This is a genomic window from Streptomyces sp. NPDC002018 (assembly GCF_042890865.1).
Taxonomy (GTDB): Bacteria; Actinomycetota; Actinomycetes; order Streptomycetales; family Streptomycetaceae; genus Streptomyces.
Map to the genome: position 1 here is coordinate 16,041 of NZ_JBIASO010000023.1, position 14,920 is coordinate 30,960.

Annotated in this window: 14 protein-coding genes; 7 read left to right on the forward strand and 7 right to left on the reverse strand. The window is 71.4% G+C overall.

Annotation, left to right across the window (positions count from 1 at the left end; translation table 11 throughout):
- Window positions 1–131: 131 nt before the first annotated feature.
- The 3 genes from ACFYYH_RS29450 to ACFYYH_RS29460 form a co-directional block, all read right to left on the reverse strand.
- A complete protein-coding gene (locus tag ACFYYH_RS29450) occupies window positions 132–2,744 on the reverse strand; it encodes a cation-translocating P-type ATPase (protein WP_388557230.1) in 2,613 nt (870 codons plus the stop codon).
- Window positions 2,745–2,935: 191 nt separating this feature from the next.
- The gene (locus tag ACFYYH_RS29455; RefSeq protein ID WP_388557232.1) at window positions 2,936–3,277 is read right to left on the reverse strand and encodes a DUF2530 domain-containing protein; all 342 of its coding nucleotides are present in this window, start codon (window positions 3,275–3,277) and stop codon (window positions 2,936–2,938) included.
- Window positions 3,278–3,534: 257 nt separating this feature from the next.
- Entirely contained in the window at window positions 3,535–3,726 is a 192-nt protein-coding gene (locus ACFYYH_RS29460; protein WP_388557234.1) for a ribbon-helix-helix protein, CopG family, read from the reverse strand.
- Window positions 3,727–3,902: 176 nt separating this feature from the next.
- Between ACFYYH_RS29460 and ACFYYH_RS29465 the strand changes: the two genes are divergently transcribed.
- The 3 genes from ACFYYH_RS29465 (at window position 3,903) to thpR (ending at window position 6,487) form a co-directional block, all read left to right on the forward strand.
- The gene (locus tag ACFYYH_RS29465; protein ID WP_388557237.1) at window positions 3,903–4,352 is read left to right on the forward strand and encodes a MarR family winged helix-turn-helix transcriptional regulator; all 450 of its coding nucleotides are present in this window, start codon (window positions 3,903–3,905) and stop codon (window positions 4,350–4,352) included.
- Between the two features lie 29 nt (window positions 4,353–4,381).
- A complete protein-coding gene (locus ACFYYH_RS29470) occupies window positions 4,382–5,737 on the forward strand; it encodes an MFS transporter (RefSeq protein WP_388557240.1) in 1,356 nt (451 codons plus the stop codon).
- Window positions 5,738–5,860: 123 nt separating this feature from the next.
- A complete protein-coding gene (gene thpR / locus ACFYYH_RS29475) occupies window positions 5,861–6,487 on the forward strand; it encodes an RNA 2',3'-cyclic phosphodiesterase (RefSeq protein ID WP_388557243.1) in 627 nt (208 codons plus the stop codon).
- 329 nt (window positions 6,488–6,816) lie between these two features.
- Here thpR and ACFYYH_RS29480 read toward each other — a convergent pair whose 3' ends face one another.
- Together ACFYYH_RS29480 and ACFYYH_RS29485 are read right to left on the reverse strand one after the other, a co-directional pair.
- On the reverse strand, window positions 6,817–7,812 hold the full coding sequence (locus ACFYYH_RS29480) for an aldo/keto reductase (protein WP_388557246.1): 996 nt from the start codon (window positions 7,810–7,812) through the stop codon (window positions 6,817–6,819).
- Between the two features lie 211 nt (window positions 7,813–8,023).
- A complete protein-coding gene (locus tag ACFYYH_RS29485) occupies window positions 8,024–8,710 on the reverse strand; it encodes a GDSL-type esterase/lipase family protein (RefSeq protein ID WP_388557249.1) in 687 nt (228 codons plus the stop codon).
- Between the two features lie 99 nt (window positions 8,711–8,809).
- Between ACFYYH_RS29485 and ACFYYH_RS29490 the strand changes: the two genes are divergently transcribed.
- From ACFYYH_RS29490 to ACFYYH_RS29505, 4 genes are all read left to right on the forward strand, one after another.
- On the forward strand, window positions 8,810–9,853 hold the full coding sequence (locus ACFYYH_RS29490; protein WP_388557252.1) for a WD40 repeat domain-containing protein: 1,044 nt from the start codon (window positions 8,810–8,812) through the stop codon (window positions 9,851–9,853).
- Between the two features lie 158 nt (window positions 9,854–10,011).
- Window positions 10,012–11,232, forward strand: coding sequence for a helix-turn-helix domain-containing protein (locus tag ACFYYH_RS29495; protein ID WP_388557255.1), 1,221 nt, complete (start codon window positions 10,012–10,014; stop codon window positions 11,230–11,232).
- Between the two features lie 112 nt (window positions 11,233–11,344).
- Complete coding sequence (locus ACFYYH_RS29500; RefSeq protein ID WP_388557258.1) at window positions 11,345–11,884, forward strand: hypothetical protein; 540 nt, start codon at window positions 11,345–11,347, stop codon at window positions 11,882–11,884.
- Window positions 11,885–12,059: 175 nt separating this feature from the next.
- Window positions 12,060–12,458: a hypothetical protein gene (locus ACFYYH_RS29505; protein ID WP_388557261.1), complete on the forward strand. Its 399-nt coding sequence runs from the start codon at window positions 12,060–12,062 to the stop codon at window positions 12,456–12,458.
- A gap of 108 nt (window positions 12,459–12,566) precedes the next feature.
- Here the strand turns inward: ACFYYH_RS29505 and serC are convergent, their stop codons facing one another.
- Together serC and ACFYYH_RS29515 are read right to left on the reverse strand one after the other, a co-directional pair.
- Window positions 12,567–13,685 (reverse strand): phosphoserine transaminase, encoded by a 1,119-nt coding sequence (gene serC / locus ACFYYH_RS29510; protein ID WP_388557264.1) that lies wholly within the window; start codon window positions 13,683–13,685, stop codon window positions 12,567–12,569.
- Between the two features lie 351 nt (window positions 13,686–14,036).
- The gene (locus ACFYYH_RS29515; protein WP_388557492.1) at window positions 14,037–14,705 is read right to left on the reverse strand and encodes an ATP/GTP-binding protein; all 669 of its coding nucleotides are present in this window, start codon (window positions 14,703–14,705) and stop codon (window positions 14,037–14,039) included.
- Between the last annotated feature and the right edge of the window lie 215 nt (window positions 14,706–14,920).

A 14,920-nucleotide genomic window follows, 5' to 3' on the forward strand; every position in this document is an offset into this window, starting at 1 on the left:
GGGGCCCGGCGGTCTGCCGGGCCCCTCCTCTGTTCACCCGCGTCTGTTCACCCGCGCCGAACGCGTGCCGTCGCGTACCCGTACCCGTACGCGTGCCGTCCTGTCGGCGTTCCGCCGGGGTCACGCCGGGGTCACGCCGGGAATCTGCGGCTCACCCACCGCCAGCAGAACTCCAGCGCCGCCGACGCCACCACCGCGATCCCCACCGCCAGCCACGGCATCGTCGTACCCACCAGCTTCAGCGCGAAGAAGTGCTGGAGCGCCGGTACGGCCAGTACCACCAGGAACGCCAGCACCATCGCCGCCACCAGCGCGATCCGCCACCAGGTGTACGGGCGGGCCACGATCGCCAGCACCCACATGGAGACCAGGAAGAGCGTGAGGGTGGCCGCGCTGGTCTCCGCGCCGAGGGCGTCGGGACCCGAGTAGTAGTGCCGGGCCATCAGGTAGGTGACGAAGGTGGCGACTCCGGCGATGATCCCCGACGGGATCGAGTACCGCATCACCCGGCGCACGAAGTTCGGCCGTGCCCGCTCGGTGTTCGGGGCCAGTGCCAGGAAGAACGCGGGCACGCCGATCGTCAGCGTGGACAGCAGCGTGAGATGGCGCGGCAGGAACGGGTACTCCACCTGGAAACAGGCCACCAGGATCGCCAGCAGCACCGAGTAGACCGTCTTCGTCAGAAAGAGGGTCGCGACCCGGGTGATGTTGCCGATGACCCGCCGGCCCTCCGCCACCACCGACGGCAGCGTCGAGAAGCTGTTGTTCAGCAGCACGATCTGGGCCACGGCCCGGGTCGCCTCCGAGCCCGAGCCCATCGAGACCCCGATGTCCGCGTCCTTGAGCGCCAGGACGTCATTGACCCCGTCCCCGGTCATCGCGACCGTGTGCCCGCGCGACTGGAGCGCGCCGACCATGTCGCGCTTCTGCCGCGGGGTGACCCGGCCGAAGACCGTACCGGCCTCGACGGCCTCGGCCATCTCCTCCCGCGCGGCGGGCAGCAGCCGGGCGTCGACCGTACGCTCCGCGTCCGCGAGACCGAGCTTCGCGGCCACCGCGGAGACCGAGACCGCGTTGTCGCCGGAGAGGACCTTGGCGTCGACGTTCTGCCGGGCGAAGTACGCGAGGGTGTCGGCGGCGTCCGGCCGCAGCCGCTGCTCCAGTACGACGACGGCGACCGGCTCGGCCCCCGCCGCCGTGTCCGGGGCGTCCAGCTCGCCGGCCGCGCGGGCCAGCAGCAGCACGCGCAGTCCCTGTTCGTTGAGATGGTCGATCCCGTCGAGCGCGGGGTCGTCGTGGGCCAGCAGGACGTCAGGGGCGCCCAGCAGCCAGCCCGAGGAGGTCCCGTCGCTCTCGGCGAACGCGGCGCCGCTGTACTTGCGTACGGAGGAGAAGGGCAGCGCGTCCGTCACGGGCCACCGGCCCGCGTCGTCGCCGAACGCGTCCACGACCGCCTGGAGGCTGGCATTGGGGCGCGGGTCGGACTTCCCGAGCGCGCCGAGCACCTTCCGTACGTACGTCTCGTGTGCCGTGCGGGCCCCGTACGCCGCGCCGGGCGCCCCGCCGCCTGCCCCGCCGGACGCCCCGCCGCCTGCCCCGCCGGACGCCCCGCCTGTCCCCGCTGTCCCGCCTGTCCCGGCGGACGTCCCGTCGGGGCCGCCCAGGATCCGCAGCTCGCTGACGTTCATCCCGCCCTCGGTGAGCGTGCCCGTCTTGTCGAGACAGACGACGTCGACGCGCGCGAGGCCCTCGATGGCGGGCAGCTCCTGGACGAGGCACTGCTTGCGGGCGAGCCGGATGACACCGATCGCGAAGGCGACGGAGGTCAGCAGGACCAGGCCCTCGGGAATCATCGGGACGATGCCGCCGACGGTTCTGGCGATGGAGTCCTTGAAGTTGGTCTGCTTGACGACGAGCTGGCTGATGATGAGCCCGATGGCCGTCGGGATCATCATCCAGGTCACGTACTTGAGGATGGTGCTGATGCCGTTGCGCAGCTCGGAGTCGACCAGCGTGAAACGGGACGCCTCCTCGGCGAGCTGCGCGGCATAGGCGTCGCGCCCGACCCTGGTCGCCCGGAAGGCGCCGCCGCCCACGACCACGAAGCTGCCGGACATCACGGAGTCGCCGGGGCGTTTGAGCACCGGATCGGCCTCGCCGGTGAGCAGCGACTCGTCCACTTCGAGGCTGTCGGCCTCGACCACCTCCCCGTCGACGACGACCTTGTCGCCGGGGCCCAGCTCGATGAGGTCCCCGAGGACGATCCGCGCGGTGGAGATCTCGGCGGCGACACCGTCCCGCCGTACGGTCGGCTTCGCCTCGCCGATGACCGCGAGTCCGTCGAGAGTCCTCTTGGCGCGCAGTTCCTGGATGATGCCGATCCCGGTGTTGGCGAGGATCACATAGCCGAAGAGCGTGTCCTGGATCGGTGCGACGAAGGACATGATCACCCAGAGCACACCGATGACCGCGTTGAAGCGGGTGAACACGTTGGCGCGGACGATCTCGACGGCCGAGCGGCTGCTGCGCACGGGGACGTCGTTGACCTCGCCCCGGGCCACGTGCCGCGCCACCTCGGCGGCGGTCAGCCCGGTGTGGCGGCCGGTGGGCCGCGGGAGCTTCATGGGGTGTACGGGGTCGAGTTCCGCGCCCGCGTCGATGGTGGGGCCGTGGGAGCCGCGGCCGTGCGGCTCGGGGCCATGGGGCTCGGGGCCGTCGGTGTCGGTCTTCGCCCGCTGCGTCATGGTTCCGACGGTACGACCGGCGGGGCGGGTTCACCCGCCGAGGTGCCAGAAGATCCGACCCGGGGACGAGAGGGAATGGTCCTGAGGCAGTACGGGACGGCCGCACGGACGGACTTTGGTCAGGGTCACGTCAGGGGCGGGTTCCCGGGGCGTGCGGGGGCGTGCGGGGCGTAGGGGCTGTCGTCAGACCGTCAGACCGTCGGCCCGGACGAACCGCGCGGACCCGGGCCCTGGTCCTCGCCTCCGCCCCCGCCTCCGCCTCCGCCCCCGGCCTCCCGCGCGGCCGCCGCGCGCTTGAGCGCCGCGTCCCTGCCGCGCACGTACCAGATGCCGATCAGTCCGAGCCCGCCCCCGGCCAGACAGGTCCAGATCCACCAGGCGTGCCCGTGGTCGCTGTACCAGCCGTAGAACGGAAGCTGGACGAGGAAGAGGACGAACCAGATGATCGTGCCGCCCGTGACGGTGCCGACGACCGGCCCCTCCAGGGGCTCGGGCGCCGCACGCCGGGGAGTTCCCGTCGAAGAACCGGTCATGGCCCCGAGTCTATGCGGAGCCCTCCGGGGCTCCACGTGGGGAGACGGCGTCGGGCGGGGGTCCGTCCACGGCCCTCGCGCCGACGGGAATCGGGCCTCGTGCCGAGGGGAATCGGCACGGTATCGGCCCGGTGCCCGGCGCGCGAGACCGGACGCGGGCCCGCTGCCCGGAACGGAGAGGCGGGCCCGTTGCCCGGAGCCGTGCCCGGAGCCGCCGCCCGGAGCCGGACGCGGGCCCGCCGTGTGGCGCCAGGGGGTCAGTCCTGACGCGTCACGCCGTAGAACTTCTCCGTCTCCTCGACAGCCGCCCTGAAGCGTTCGTCGAAGTCGTCGCGGATGAGTGTCCCGGCCACATAGTCCTGCACGCTCATCCCCCGTCTGGCGGCACGCTCCCGCAGCCGGTCGAGCAGCTCACCGTCTATCCGCAGGCTGAGCACTGTCGATCCCATGGGGACAGGTTCGTGCGCGGGTGCGCCCGATCACGTCACTTTCCGGAGTGATCTCACTCGTACGAGTGATACGTGGTGGCGGGGGCACGCGTCGGTGAAACGGAACGGCGCACGCCGATGAAACGCGGAGGAAACCGGGTGGTATTTAGGTTGGGTAATGAGTTACGCTAACAAACATGCCTGACCTGTCCCACGGCGACGACGGGAACGAGAACGACGCCGCCGTGAACGCACTGCGCTCCGCCGTCATGCGGCTGGGCCGGCGACTGAAGCACCAACGTGTGGACGAGTCGCTCAGCCCGACCGAGATGTCGGTGCTGGGCACGCTGGCCCGCTGTGGCTCGGCCACCCCGGGTGAGCTGGCGCGCAAGGAGCATGTCCAGCCGCCGTCGATGACCCGCATCGTCGCGCTGCTGGAGGCGAAGGGCCTGGTCAGGCTTGAGCCACATCCCGACGACCGTCGGCAGAAGGTGGTCAGCCAGACCGAGGAGGCCGAGGCGATGCTCGAGGAGAGCCGCCGCCGGCGCAATGTCTGGCTGGCGTCCCTCGCCGAGGGCCTGGACGAGGACGAGTGGGCGAAGCTGCGCGCTGCCGCCCCCGTGCTGGAGAAGCTCGCCCACCTGTGAACCGCGCGCTGTAAGGAGGCGAACCCACTTTGAGTACGGGATCCGGAGCAGACTCCGCCCCCGCACCGAAATCCACCCACGACAGCACCACCCCGCACGCTGTGAAGACCGGCGGCACCTTCTCGTCGCTGAAGATCCGTAACTACCGTCTGTTCGCGACGGGCGCCGTCGTCTCCAACACCGGTACATGGATGTCCCGGGTGACCCAGGACTGGCTGGTACTCAGCCTCACGGGTTCCTCGGCGGCCGTGGGTATCACCACGGCCCTCCAGTTCCTGCCCATGCTGCTCTTCGGCCTGTACGGCGGTGTCATCGCCGACCGCTGCCCGAAGCGGCTGCTGCTGCTCGTCACCCAGGCCGCGATGGGACTGCTGGGCGTCTCGCTGGCCGTCCTGACCCTCTCGGGACACGTCCAGGTCTGGCATGTCTATCTGATCGCGTTCCTGCTCGGCATGGTGACCGTCGTCGACAATCCGACCCGGCAGTCCTTCGTCTCCGAGATGGTCGGACCCGACCAGTTGCGCAACGCGGTCAGTCTGAACTCCGCCAACTTCCAGTCCGCGCGGCTCATCGGCCCCGCCGTGGCCGGGGTGCTCATCACCACGGTCGGCAGCGGCTGGGCCTTCATGCTGAACGGGCTGTCCTTCCTGGCCCCGCTGGCCGGTCTGCTGCTGATGCGCCAGCACGAACTGCACAAGTCCGTCCGCGTGCCGCGCGGGAAGGGCCAGTTGAGAGAGGGACTGCGCTATGTGCGCGGGCGCCCGGAGCTGATCTGGCCGATCGTCCTCGTCGGCTTCATCGGCACGTTCGGCTTCAACTTCCCGATCTGGCTGACCGCCTTCGCGCACCAGGTCTTCGACGGCGGGGCCGGGATGTACGCCTACTTCAACATCCTGCTCGCGGCCGGCTCGCTGGCCGGCGCCCTGCTCGCCGCCCGCCGCCGCTCCAGCCGGCTGCGGCTGCTCCTGCTCGCGGCGATGGGCTTCGGGCTGCTGGAGATCGCGGTCTCCCTGTCCCCGTCCGTCTGGCTGTTCTCGCTGCTGCTCCTGCCGATCGGCATGATCGGGCTGACCACGAACATAAGCGCCAACACGACCGTCCAGATGGCGTCGGACCCGGAGATGCGGGGCCGGGTCATGAGCCTCTACATGATGGTCTTCGTCGGCGGCACCCCGGTCGGCGGCCCGCTCCTCGGCTGGGTCACCGACACCTACGGCGCCCGCGTCGGCTTCGCCACGGGCGGCGCGGTCTCCCTGCTCGCGGCGGCGGTGATCGGCCTGGTCCTGATCCGGGTGGCGGGGGTACGCGTCAGATTCGACCTGCGCGGGGGCCGTCCGCACATGGAGTTCGTCCCGAAGGAACGGGAACTGACGACAGCCGCGTGAGTAGTCCTCGCCGCCCGCGTTCGGCACGGGCCCGGTACGGACTCGGTGCGGACTCGTGCGACGGTCCGTACGGTGGCGGTGATCGGGTTCCGCGCGGATCCGTGGACGGGAAGACTTGACCGCATGAGACTTTTCGCCGCTGTGCTGCCGCCCGAAGAGGCGCGGCAGGAACTGGACCCGGTTCTTGAGCGGCTCGGGGGGATGCCCGGCGCCGACCGGTTGCGGTGGAGCGGACGGGAGGGCTGGCACATCACCCTCGCGTTCATGGGCGAGGTGGAGGAACGGCTGGTGCCGGAGCTGACCGCGCGGCTGGAGCGGGCCGGGCGGCGGACCGAACCGTTCCCGCTGCGGCTGCGCGGCGGCGGCCACTTCGGCGGGCGGGCCCTGTGGGCCGGGGCCGCCGGGGGGACCGAGGCGCTGCGGCTCCTCGCGGAGCGCTCCGACGCCGCCGCGCGCCGGGCCGGGGTGGAGATGCGGGAGCACCGCCACTACCGGCCGCATCTCACGGTCGCGCGCAGCCGAGCGGACACGGGCATGGATCTGGGGCCGTATGTCACGGCCATGGACGACTTCGAGGGCACGCCCTGGGAGGTGGCCGAGCTGGCGCTCGTCCTGAGCCGGCTGCCGGTGAGCGGGGTGCGCGGTGAGCAACCGAGGTACGAGACGCTCGTACGCTTTCCGCTCGGCCGGGGCGGGCAGGGGAGCGGCGAGGGCGACCCGGACGCCGGGCGGGAGACCCCCGGCGGTTAACCTCGTCCCGTGGATCCCAAGACCCGAAACCAGATCATGGCCGGCGTGCTGGTGCTGATGTTCGCGATCATCGCGGTGGCGGCGGCGGTCGGTTAGGCCCCGTCCGTCCGACCGGGCAGGGCCTGGCCGTACCGGCCGGATCCGACCCCCGGCCGCCGCACCCCCCGGACTCCGGCGGCACCGCGCTGCGCTGCGCCGGCCGCGACCGTCCGTACCGCTACGACCGGTACCGGTACGGACAGCCACGCCGTGTCGCGACCAGGCGCGCGACCAGGTGCGTGCCCAGGGGCACGACCGGGCGCGCGACCAGGGGCACGTCCGGGCGGGTCCTACCAGGCGAAGGCCTCCGGCGAAGGACCCGTGCCCGGGAAGATCTCGTCCAGCGAGGACAGCAGCTCCTCGGACAGCTCCAGCTCCACCGCGCGCAGGGCGGACTCCAACTGCTCGATCGTCCGGGGGCCGACGATCGGGCCCGTCACCCCGGGACGGGTGAGCAGCCAGGCCAGCGCCGCCTCGCCCGGTTCGATGCCGTGCTTGTCGAGCAGGTCCTCGTACGACTGGATCTGCGCCCTGACGGCCGTGTCGGCCAGCCCGCTCCCGGAACGGCCGCCGCTGGTGCGGGAGCCGCCGCCCTCGCGCTCCTTGCGGATCGCGCCGCCCAGCAGACCACCGCTCAGCGGCGACCAGGGGATGATCCCGAGGCCGTACTCCTGCGCGGCCGGGATGACCTCCATCTCGGCGCGGCGCTCGGCCAGGTTGTACAGACACTGCTCGCTGACCAGCCCGAACGAACCGAGCCGGCGGGCGGTCTCATTGGTCTGCGCGATCTTCCACCCGGGGAAGTTGGACGAACCCGCGTAGAGGATCTTGCCCTGCTGGATCAGGGTGTCGATCGCCTGCCAGATCTCCTCGACCGGGGTGGTGCGGTCGATGTGGTGGAACTGGTAGAGATCGATGTGGTCGGTCTGGAGCCGCTTGAGGCTCGCGTCCACCGCCCGGCGGATATTGAACGCCGAGAGCTTGTCGTGGTTGGGCCAGGCGGGGTCGCCCGCCGCCATGTTCGAGTAGACCTTGGTGGCGAGCACGACCTTGTCGCGCCGGTCGCCGCCCTTGGCGAACCAGGTGCCGAGGATCTCCTCCGTACGGCCCTTGTTCTCGCCCCAGCCGTAGACATTGGCGGTGTCGAAGAAATTGATGCCCGCGTCGAGCGCGGCGTCCATGATGGTGTGACTGTCGGCCTCGTTGGTGAGAGGACCGAAGTTCATCGTCCCGAGGACGAGTCGGCTTACCTTGAGTCCGGAGCGTCCGAGCTGCGTGTACTTCATGACTCCACAGCCAACGCGTTCGAGCGCACTCAAGGCAACCCCGAATGGGCCTTGTGGCCGTCCCCGCCACGCACCGTCCCCCGCCACGCACCGGCCCCCGTTCCCGCCGTTCCCGCCGGTCCCTGACGCCGGTTCCCGCCGCCGGTTCCGCGCGCCGGTTCACGCCACCGGCCCTCTCGCGTCACGGGCCCGTTCACGTCGGCGGAGGGGCTCAGCCGTGGGCTGTGTAGGGCGCGCCCAGGCCCCATGCCTGGTGCATGGCGTCGGCGTAGGCAGCGGCGAGTTTGTGCTCGCCCGAGGGGGCCGGGTGGGTGCCGTCGTAGGTGTCCCGGTGGATGTCGTACGTCGGCGGACGGGAGGCCAGCAGCAGGGGCGAGAAGGGCTGGTCGAGATCGGCGACGGCCTTGGCGAGCAGCTCGTTGAAGCGGTCGATCTCGGCCGCGAAGGCGGGGTCCGACTCGGCCCGGATGTTCGGGATGACGGGCAGGAGCACGGCCCGTACCCGTGGGTTGGCCGCGCGGGCCTCGGCGATGAACGCGCGGGCGCTGCCCTCGGTCCGGGTGCTGTCCGTGTAGAAACCGAGGTCGATCAGACCCAGGGAGACCAGCAGGACATCGGCCTTCCCCGACCGGACCGCCTCGCCGATCAACGGGCTCATATGCTGCCACCCCACACCCCAGCCCGCGAGATGGTGGCGGGCGTCGGCCGGGAAGTCGGAGGCCGCGTAGGCGTCCGAGACGGGCGCGTCGGCCTCGGGGTCGTACAGCCCCGACCGGGGGCCGACGATCCGGTACGGGGCGCCGAAGGACGTGTCGAGGTGCTGCCACATCCGGTAGCGCCAGGTGAAGTCGCCGGCGCGGCCGATGGTCATGGAGTCACCGACGAACAGGAAACGCATCCGGTCATCATCGCGGATCGACCGCCAGGACCGGCCGGGACATGCCTGGACGCGAGTACGGATACGTGACGCGTACGGACGGGATGGCAGGCTGGGGGCATGCGTTCGCTTCCGCGCCCTTCCGGCCCACGCTCTTCCGGTGCCGTCGCCGCCCTCACCGCCGCCGTTCTGCTGGGCGTGTCCGCGTCCGCGTTCGCACCCGGGGCCTCCGCCGCGGACGGAACACCCGACCGGACGTTCACGATCAAGGATCCGAGGATCGTCGAGTCCAGCGGACTGGCCGCCAGCCGCCGCCACCCCGGCGTCTACTGGACGCACAACGACAGCGACGACGGACCCTATGTGTTCGCGGTGGACTCCAGAACCGGTGAGACGGTGGCGACCATCACCATGGAGGGGGTCGGTGAACCCCGGGATGTGGAGGCCATCTCCCTTGGTCCCGATGGAAATGTGTATGTCGGGGACATTGGCGACAACCTCAATGGCACCTGGGACCATGTGTGGATCTACCGCTTCCCGGAGCCCGAGCAGCTCAAGGACATGACCGTACGGGCGACGCAGTTCACGGTCACGTACGCCGACGGGCCGCGCAACGCCGAGGCGCTCATGGTCCATCCCACGACGGGACGCGTCTACATCGCCTCGAAGAACGACAACGGCGGCGGGCTGTACGAGGGCCCGGCGCGGCTGAGCCCGTCGGGCAGCAATGTCTTCCGCCGGATCGACGACGTGCCCTGGGTGACGGACGGGGCGTTCTCGCCGGACGGCACGGAGCTGGTGCTGCGCTCGTACTTCAGCGCGCGGGGCTATGTGTGGAAGAACGGCCGGCTGGGAGCGGACCACGCGGTGTCCGCGCCGTTCCAGGGTCAGGCCGAGTCGGTGACCTACACGGCGGACGGCAGCGCGCTGATGTTCGGCTCGGAGGGCAAGGGGAGCGAGGTCGTGCGCAAGGACCTGGACAACGGCAAGGACAAGGGCGCCGACCCGGGCAACCCGCCCTCCGCGACGGGCGGTTCCCCGACGCCCGACAGCGGCGCCGACACCACCGGCGCCGGCCAGGGCAGCGCCACCCTCGGCGCGTTCATCCTCGTGGGCGGCGCGGCACTCTTCTTCGGCTTCAAGCGCCTGCGCAAGAGGAACTGACCGGACCCGTCGCGCCGACCCCGTCCGGGACGGCCCCGACGGCCCCGACGGCCCCGTCCGGGGCGAGGACGGCCCCTGGGGGGAGGCTGGTCGCACGGCCGCAGCGCGGGAGCCGGGCGGCGGTACATTGCGAGTGTCAGCACGCAAGGGGAGTCTGTATGCCCGAGACCACCGACAAGCACATCGGCGCCCGCATCCGGGAATTCCGAGCCATCCGTGACTACTCTCTGGCCGAGCTGGGCCGCCGCGCCCACGTATCCACCAGCCATCTCTCCCGAGTTGAGACCGGCGAGCAGCCCGCCAGCCCGTCAGTCCTCGCTTCCGTCGCCCGCGCGCTGGGTGTGACGCTGTCCGTACTGCATGGTCAGCCGTACGTCCATATGCTCCAGAAGGACCAGCTCGACAGGCTGCTCGCGCCGATCAGCAGCGCCTTGGACGCATGGGACATCCCGCCCGAGGACGATCTGCCGCCACGTCCGCTCGGCGACATCGCCACGGACACGGCAGCCGTCAGCAAGCGCCGTGCCAGGGGCGAGTTCGGGGCGGTGGCCGAGGCGCTTCCCGGGCTCATCACCGACACGGCGACCGCCGTGCAGACGTACACGGCAGTCGGCCGGGACCGCGAGCGAGCACACAACCTCCAGGCCGAGGTGGCGCGCACCACGGCGATCGTCGCGTACCGGCTCGGTTACATGGACCTCGCCCGGCTCGCGCTGGCCCGCATGGCGGTGGCCGCGCCGCAGTCGGGCGATCCCCGTCAGGTGGCCGTCGAACGGTACGAACGGGCCGTCATCACCCATGCGGAGACCTCACGCCCCGACCGGGGTGTCGCACTGATGCGGCAGGCCCTGCGCGACCTCGACGACGACGGTGATCCCGCCACTGCGGCGGTACGGGGCACCCTGCTGCTGCGTGCCTCGGCGCTGTCCGCCGTACAGAAGGACCACACCGCTGCCGGGGACTGGCTCGGCCAGGCCACCGAACTCGCGGAAGCGGGCGCGGCGGCGGACGCTGCCGAGAACCCGCCCGGCACGCGGTACGCCCTCGCCTTCGGCCAACTGAATGTGGCGCTGGGACGGCTCGATGTGGCCCTGTACCAGGACGACCACGAGGAGGCGCTGCGCGTGGCGTCCGGGGTGCGGCTGCCGGACTCCTACCAACCGACCCGTGTCGCCGGATTCCTCATCAGGAAGGCGTGTGCGGAGGCCTGGACGGCGCGCCACGATGATGCGCTGCAATCGCTGGAGCGGGCACGCGAGACGGCGCCGCAGTTGACCCGCTACCACCCCGAAGTGCACGAGACCGTCGGGACGTTGCTGCGGGCGCGGCGGCGCGCCACCGAACCGCTGCGCGAGTTCGCCCAGTGGAGCGGTGTGTAGCCAGCCGCCTACCGAAAGTCAAGGCTCCGGCGTCCCTACCTTGGGGACGTCGGAGCCTCGCCGCGTCGGCACGATCTGACGGTCAGCACACCGTCCGTCCATGGAGCCGACCATGACGCAGCGTCAGACGCCAGCCATCTCCCCCGGGGACTGGCTGGCCTCCTCCCTCCGCCATCCCGATACGGCCCATCGGCACTGGTACGACGAGGGCCGTCCCGCCCTGCTGCCCACCGGTGTGCTCTTCGACGCCGTGCGGATGCCCCTCGGCCTGGTCCACGCGGCCGTCGGCAGCGATCGGCCGGCCGTGGTGTCCGGAGCGCTGGCCGGGCGTCTGGACGGCCCGGTGATCAGTGAGACCGCCTGGTACTACGCGCTCGTGCCGCCCCGGACGACGGAGACCTGGGGGTCGCCGCTCGCGGTCGTCCGGGGGCGCGGGGCCTGGCTCGTCGTGCCGCGTGTCGACTGGGCCGGGCCGAGGCCGGTCGGGCCCCACTGGGCGGTACGGGTCGAGCGGGCGGGCAAGCTGTGCGCGCCGGACGCCGTGGCCGAACTGCTGCGCGTCGGCCGGGACCGGTACGAAGGCCCCGCACCGGCCGGCCCCGCCCGGCCTCTCGACGCCCATGACGCCCGGACGGGCTCGGAGACGCGGTGATCACGACCCCACCACCCGGCGCGGCGAAGGTTCCCGCCGGGCCGGCACGACAGCGACCGCCCGCACCCTCCGGCCTTCGCGTCACCCCATCGGGTCCAGTCCTGTCGGAACTCCGCCCCGACGGGCACCGCTCTGCCTAGGCTGACCCGGCCGCCATGGAAGGAAATGATCACAAATGCGTCCCGCGCGATTCCAGGACTTCGCCCTCGGCCTGGTCAGGAGCAGCCCCGGTGCGACCCGCGTCCAGACGCTCACCGAGGCCGGTGACTCCCAGCACCCCTTCGGGCTCGCGATCACCACGGGCGACGGTGAGGTGCACTGGCAGATCATGGGCCAGCTCGCCGACGGCGAGAAGCACGAGCACGCCGATGTTCCCGTCACGGGTGACCCGGTCCAGGGCTGGGACGAGCCGAAGCCCGGCGATCCCGAGGGCTGGCTCGCGGCGGTGCTCGCCAGGGCGGAGTCGCCTGAGATCGCGTCCATTGACCGGTGGTCCTTACGGCCGGACGGGAGGGCGCCGGGCCTGACCGTTGTCTTCCACAACGGTGCGAAGGCGTTCGTCCGCCAGATCTGAGAGCTCCCGGCCGGCGGTCGGGGCCCGTTCGCTGTGTGATGTGTGATGACGGGCGACGGGCCCCGGCGCGGGGTGCGGCGGGGCCCGTCGGCGTTGGTGCTGGGGGTGTCAGAGACGTTCGATCACGTAGTCGACGCACTCCGTCAGCGCCGCGATGTCCACCGGGTCGATCGCCGGGAACATCGCCACACGGAGCTGGTTGCGGCCGAGCTTGCGGTACGGCTCGGTGTCGACGATGCCGTTGGCGCGCAGCACCTTGGCGACCGCCGCCGCGTCGATCTCGTCCGCGAAGTCGATCGTGCCGATGACCTGCGAGCGCTTCGCCGGGTCGACCACGAACGGGGTCGCGTACTTGGAGGCCTCGGCCCAGCCGTACAGCGTCCGCGCGGAGGTGGCGGTGCGGCGGACCGACCAGTCCAGCCCGCCCTGGGAGTTGAGCCAGGTGAGCTGCTCGTTGAGCAGGAAGAGGGTGGCCAGCGCGGGGGTGTTGTACGTCTGGTTCTTCAGCGAGTTGTCGATCGCGGTCGGCAGCGAGAAGAACTCGGGCACATGGCGTCCGGAGCCGTGCACGCGCGCGGCGCGCTCCAGCGCGGCCGGTGAGAAGACCCCGATCCACAGGCCGCCGTCGGAGGCGAAGGACTTCTGCGGGGCGAAGTAGTAGACGTCCGTCTCGCTGATGTCGACCGGCAGGCCGCCCGCGCCCGAGGTCGCGTCGACCAGGACCAGCGCGCCCTCGTCGGCGCCCGCGACCCGTGCGATCGGCGCGGCGACACCCGTGGAGGTCTCGTTGTGGGTGAAGGCGTAGACGTCGACGCCTTCCTCCGCCTGCGGGTCCGGGTGCGAGCCGGGGTCGGAGGAGATGACGGTCGGCTCGGCCAGCCAGGGGGCGAGCTTGGCCGCCTTGGCGAACTTGGACGAGAACTCACCGAAGGCGAGGTGCTGCGACTTGTTCTCGATCAGACCGTGCGTCGCGATGTCCCAGAAGGCGGTGGAGCCGCCGTTGCCCAGGATCACCTCGTAGCCCTCGGGCAGTTCGAAGAGGCTCCGCACCCCGTCGCGCACCGAGCCGACCAGGTTCTTGACCGGGGCCTGCCGGTGGGACGTGCCGAGCAGAGAGGTACCGGTGGCTGCCAGCGCGTCCACCGCCTCCGTCCGCACTTTGGAGGGGCCTGCGCCGAAACGGCCGTCGGCGGGCTTGATGTCAGCGGGAATCTGGATATCGGCCACGGGCCGGAGCCTAGTCCCTTCCGGCGCGCCACGGGCACCCGTGTCCGTCGGATGAGACACCGCTCCCGGGCCGGGCGGGACACCGGTTCGGGCCGGGCGGGACGCAGGTTCGGGCTCCGGGAGGTCCGGTACGGGCCGGGCCGGGCGCGCCGTCCGCCGCCCGACGCGCTTCACCCTCAGGGAGGACGGGGTCACGCGGCGCGACGGATGGCGTCACCCGCCGCTGTCCGCCGCTCACGCGGTGCTGCACTCCCGTCCGGTTCACGCGGCGCACTTCCCGTCCGGTTCACGCGGCGCACTTCCCGTCCGGTTCGCGCGGCGCACTTCCGCGCGTCCGGGTTCCCCCGCCCGTCATCCGCCGCCCTGGGCGTTCTCCGGGGTGCGGGCCCCGGACGCGCCGGCTCCGTCCGCCGCCCGTCTGGAGGCCAGTTCGTAGAGGTACTCGACCAGCGTGATCAGGACGTACTTGCTGGACGAGCGGTCCCGCGCGTCGCACTCCACCAGCGGTACGTCCGGGGCCAGCGCCAGCGCCGTACGGATCTGGTCCACCGCGTGGAAGGGCCCGCCGAAGTCGTTGCAGGCGACGATGAAGGGCGTGCCGTGGTGCTCCAGGCGGTCCAGGGCGTACCAGGAGTCGGAGAGACGGCGGGTGTCGACCAGGACGACCGCGCCGAGGGTGCCGGAGAAGAGGCGTTCCCAGAGGAACCAGAAGCGTTCCTGGCCGGGGGCGCCGAAGAGATAGAGGACGGACTTCTCGTCCAGGGAAATCCGGCCGAAGTCGAAGGCGACGGTGGTCGAGGTCTTTCTTCGCAGCCCGTCGAGGTCGAGCATGTCCATGTCCCGGCCCGCCGGGGACATCGTCTCCTCGGTGTTGAGGGGGCGGATCTCGCTGACGGAACGGACCATCGTGGTCTTGCCGACCCCGAAGCCGCCGACGATGACGATCTTCAGGCCGTTGTCGACCGTACTGGCCAGCGAGGGCCCGGTCGTGGACGCGGCGGCCCCGGGCGGGACGGCCACGGGCGGGACGGCCACGGCCTGGCCCGTCGGTTGTTCGGGGGTTCCGGTGGGGCGTTCAGAGGTTGCGGAGTCCAACGCGCACCTGCTTCGGGAGGTCGGGATCGGGAAGTCGCCGGGCGGCGCGGGCCGTACGGGGATGAAGGACGCCCCGGGAAGGCTCCCGGGGGCCGCCGGTTCATGCCCGTGCCCGTACGCCGCTCTGTCCGTGTGCGGTG

Excerpts from the sequence above, each read along its gene's own strand:
- ACFYYH_RS29455 (WP_388557232.1), bottom strand. The coding sequence starts at position 3,277 with ATGACCGGTTCTTCGACGGGAACTCCCCGGCGTGCGGCGCCCGAGCCC.
- ACFYYH_RS29485 (WP_388557249.1), bottom strand. The coding sequence starts at position 8,710 with ATGCGTTTCCTGTTCGTCGGTGACTCCATGACCATCGGCCGCGCCGGC.
- ACFYYH_RS29460 (WP_388557234.1), bottom strand. The coding sequence starts at position 3,726 with ATGGGATCGACAGTGCTCAGCCTGCGGATAGACGGTGAGCTGCTCGAC.
- ACFYYH_RS29480 (WP_388557246.1), bottom strand. The coding sequence starts at position 7,812 with ATGAAGTACACGCAGCTCGGACGCTCCGGACTCAAGGTAAGCCGACTC.
- ACFYYH_RS29490 (WP_388557252.1), top strand. The coding sequence starts at position 8,810 with ATGCGTTCGCTTCCGCGCCCTTCCGGCCCACGCTCTTCCGGTGCCGTC.
- thpR (WP_388557243.1), top strand. The coding sequence starts at position 5,861 with ATGAGACTTTTCGCCGCTGTGCTGCCGCCCGAAGAGGCGCGGCAGGAA.
- ACFYYH_RS29495 (WP_388557255.1), top strand. The coding sequence starts at position 10,012 with ATGCCCGAGACCACCGACAAGCACATCGGCGCCCGCATCCGGGAATTC.
- ACFYYH_RS29450 (WP_388557230.1), bottom strand. The coding sequence starts at position 2,744 with ATGACGCAGCGGGCGAAGACCGACACCGACGGCCCCGAGCCCCATGGC.
- ACFYYH_RS29465 (WP_388557237.1), top strand. The coding sequence starts at position 3,903 with ATGCCTGACCTGTCCCACGGCGACGACGGGAACGAGAACGACGCCGCC.
- ACFYYH_RS29505 (WP_388557261.1), top strand. The coding sequence starts at position 12,060 with ATGCGTCCCGCGCGATTCCAGGACTTCGCCCTCGGCCTGGTCAGGAGC.
- ACFYYH_RS29500 (WP_388557258.1), top strand. The coding sequence starts at position 11,345 with ATGACGCAGCGTCAGACGCCAGCCATCTCCCCCGGGGACTGGCTGGCC.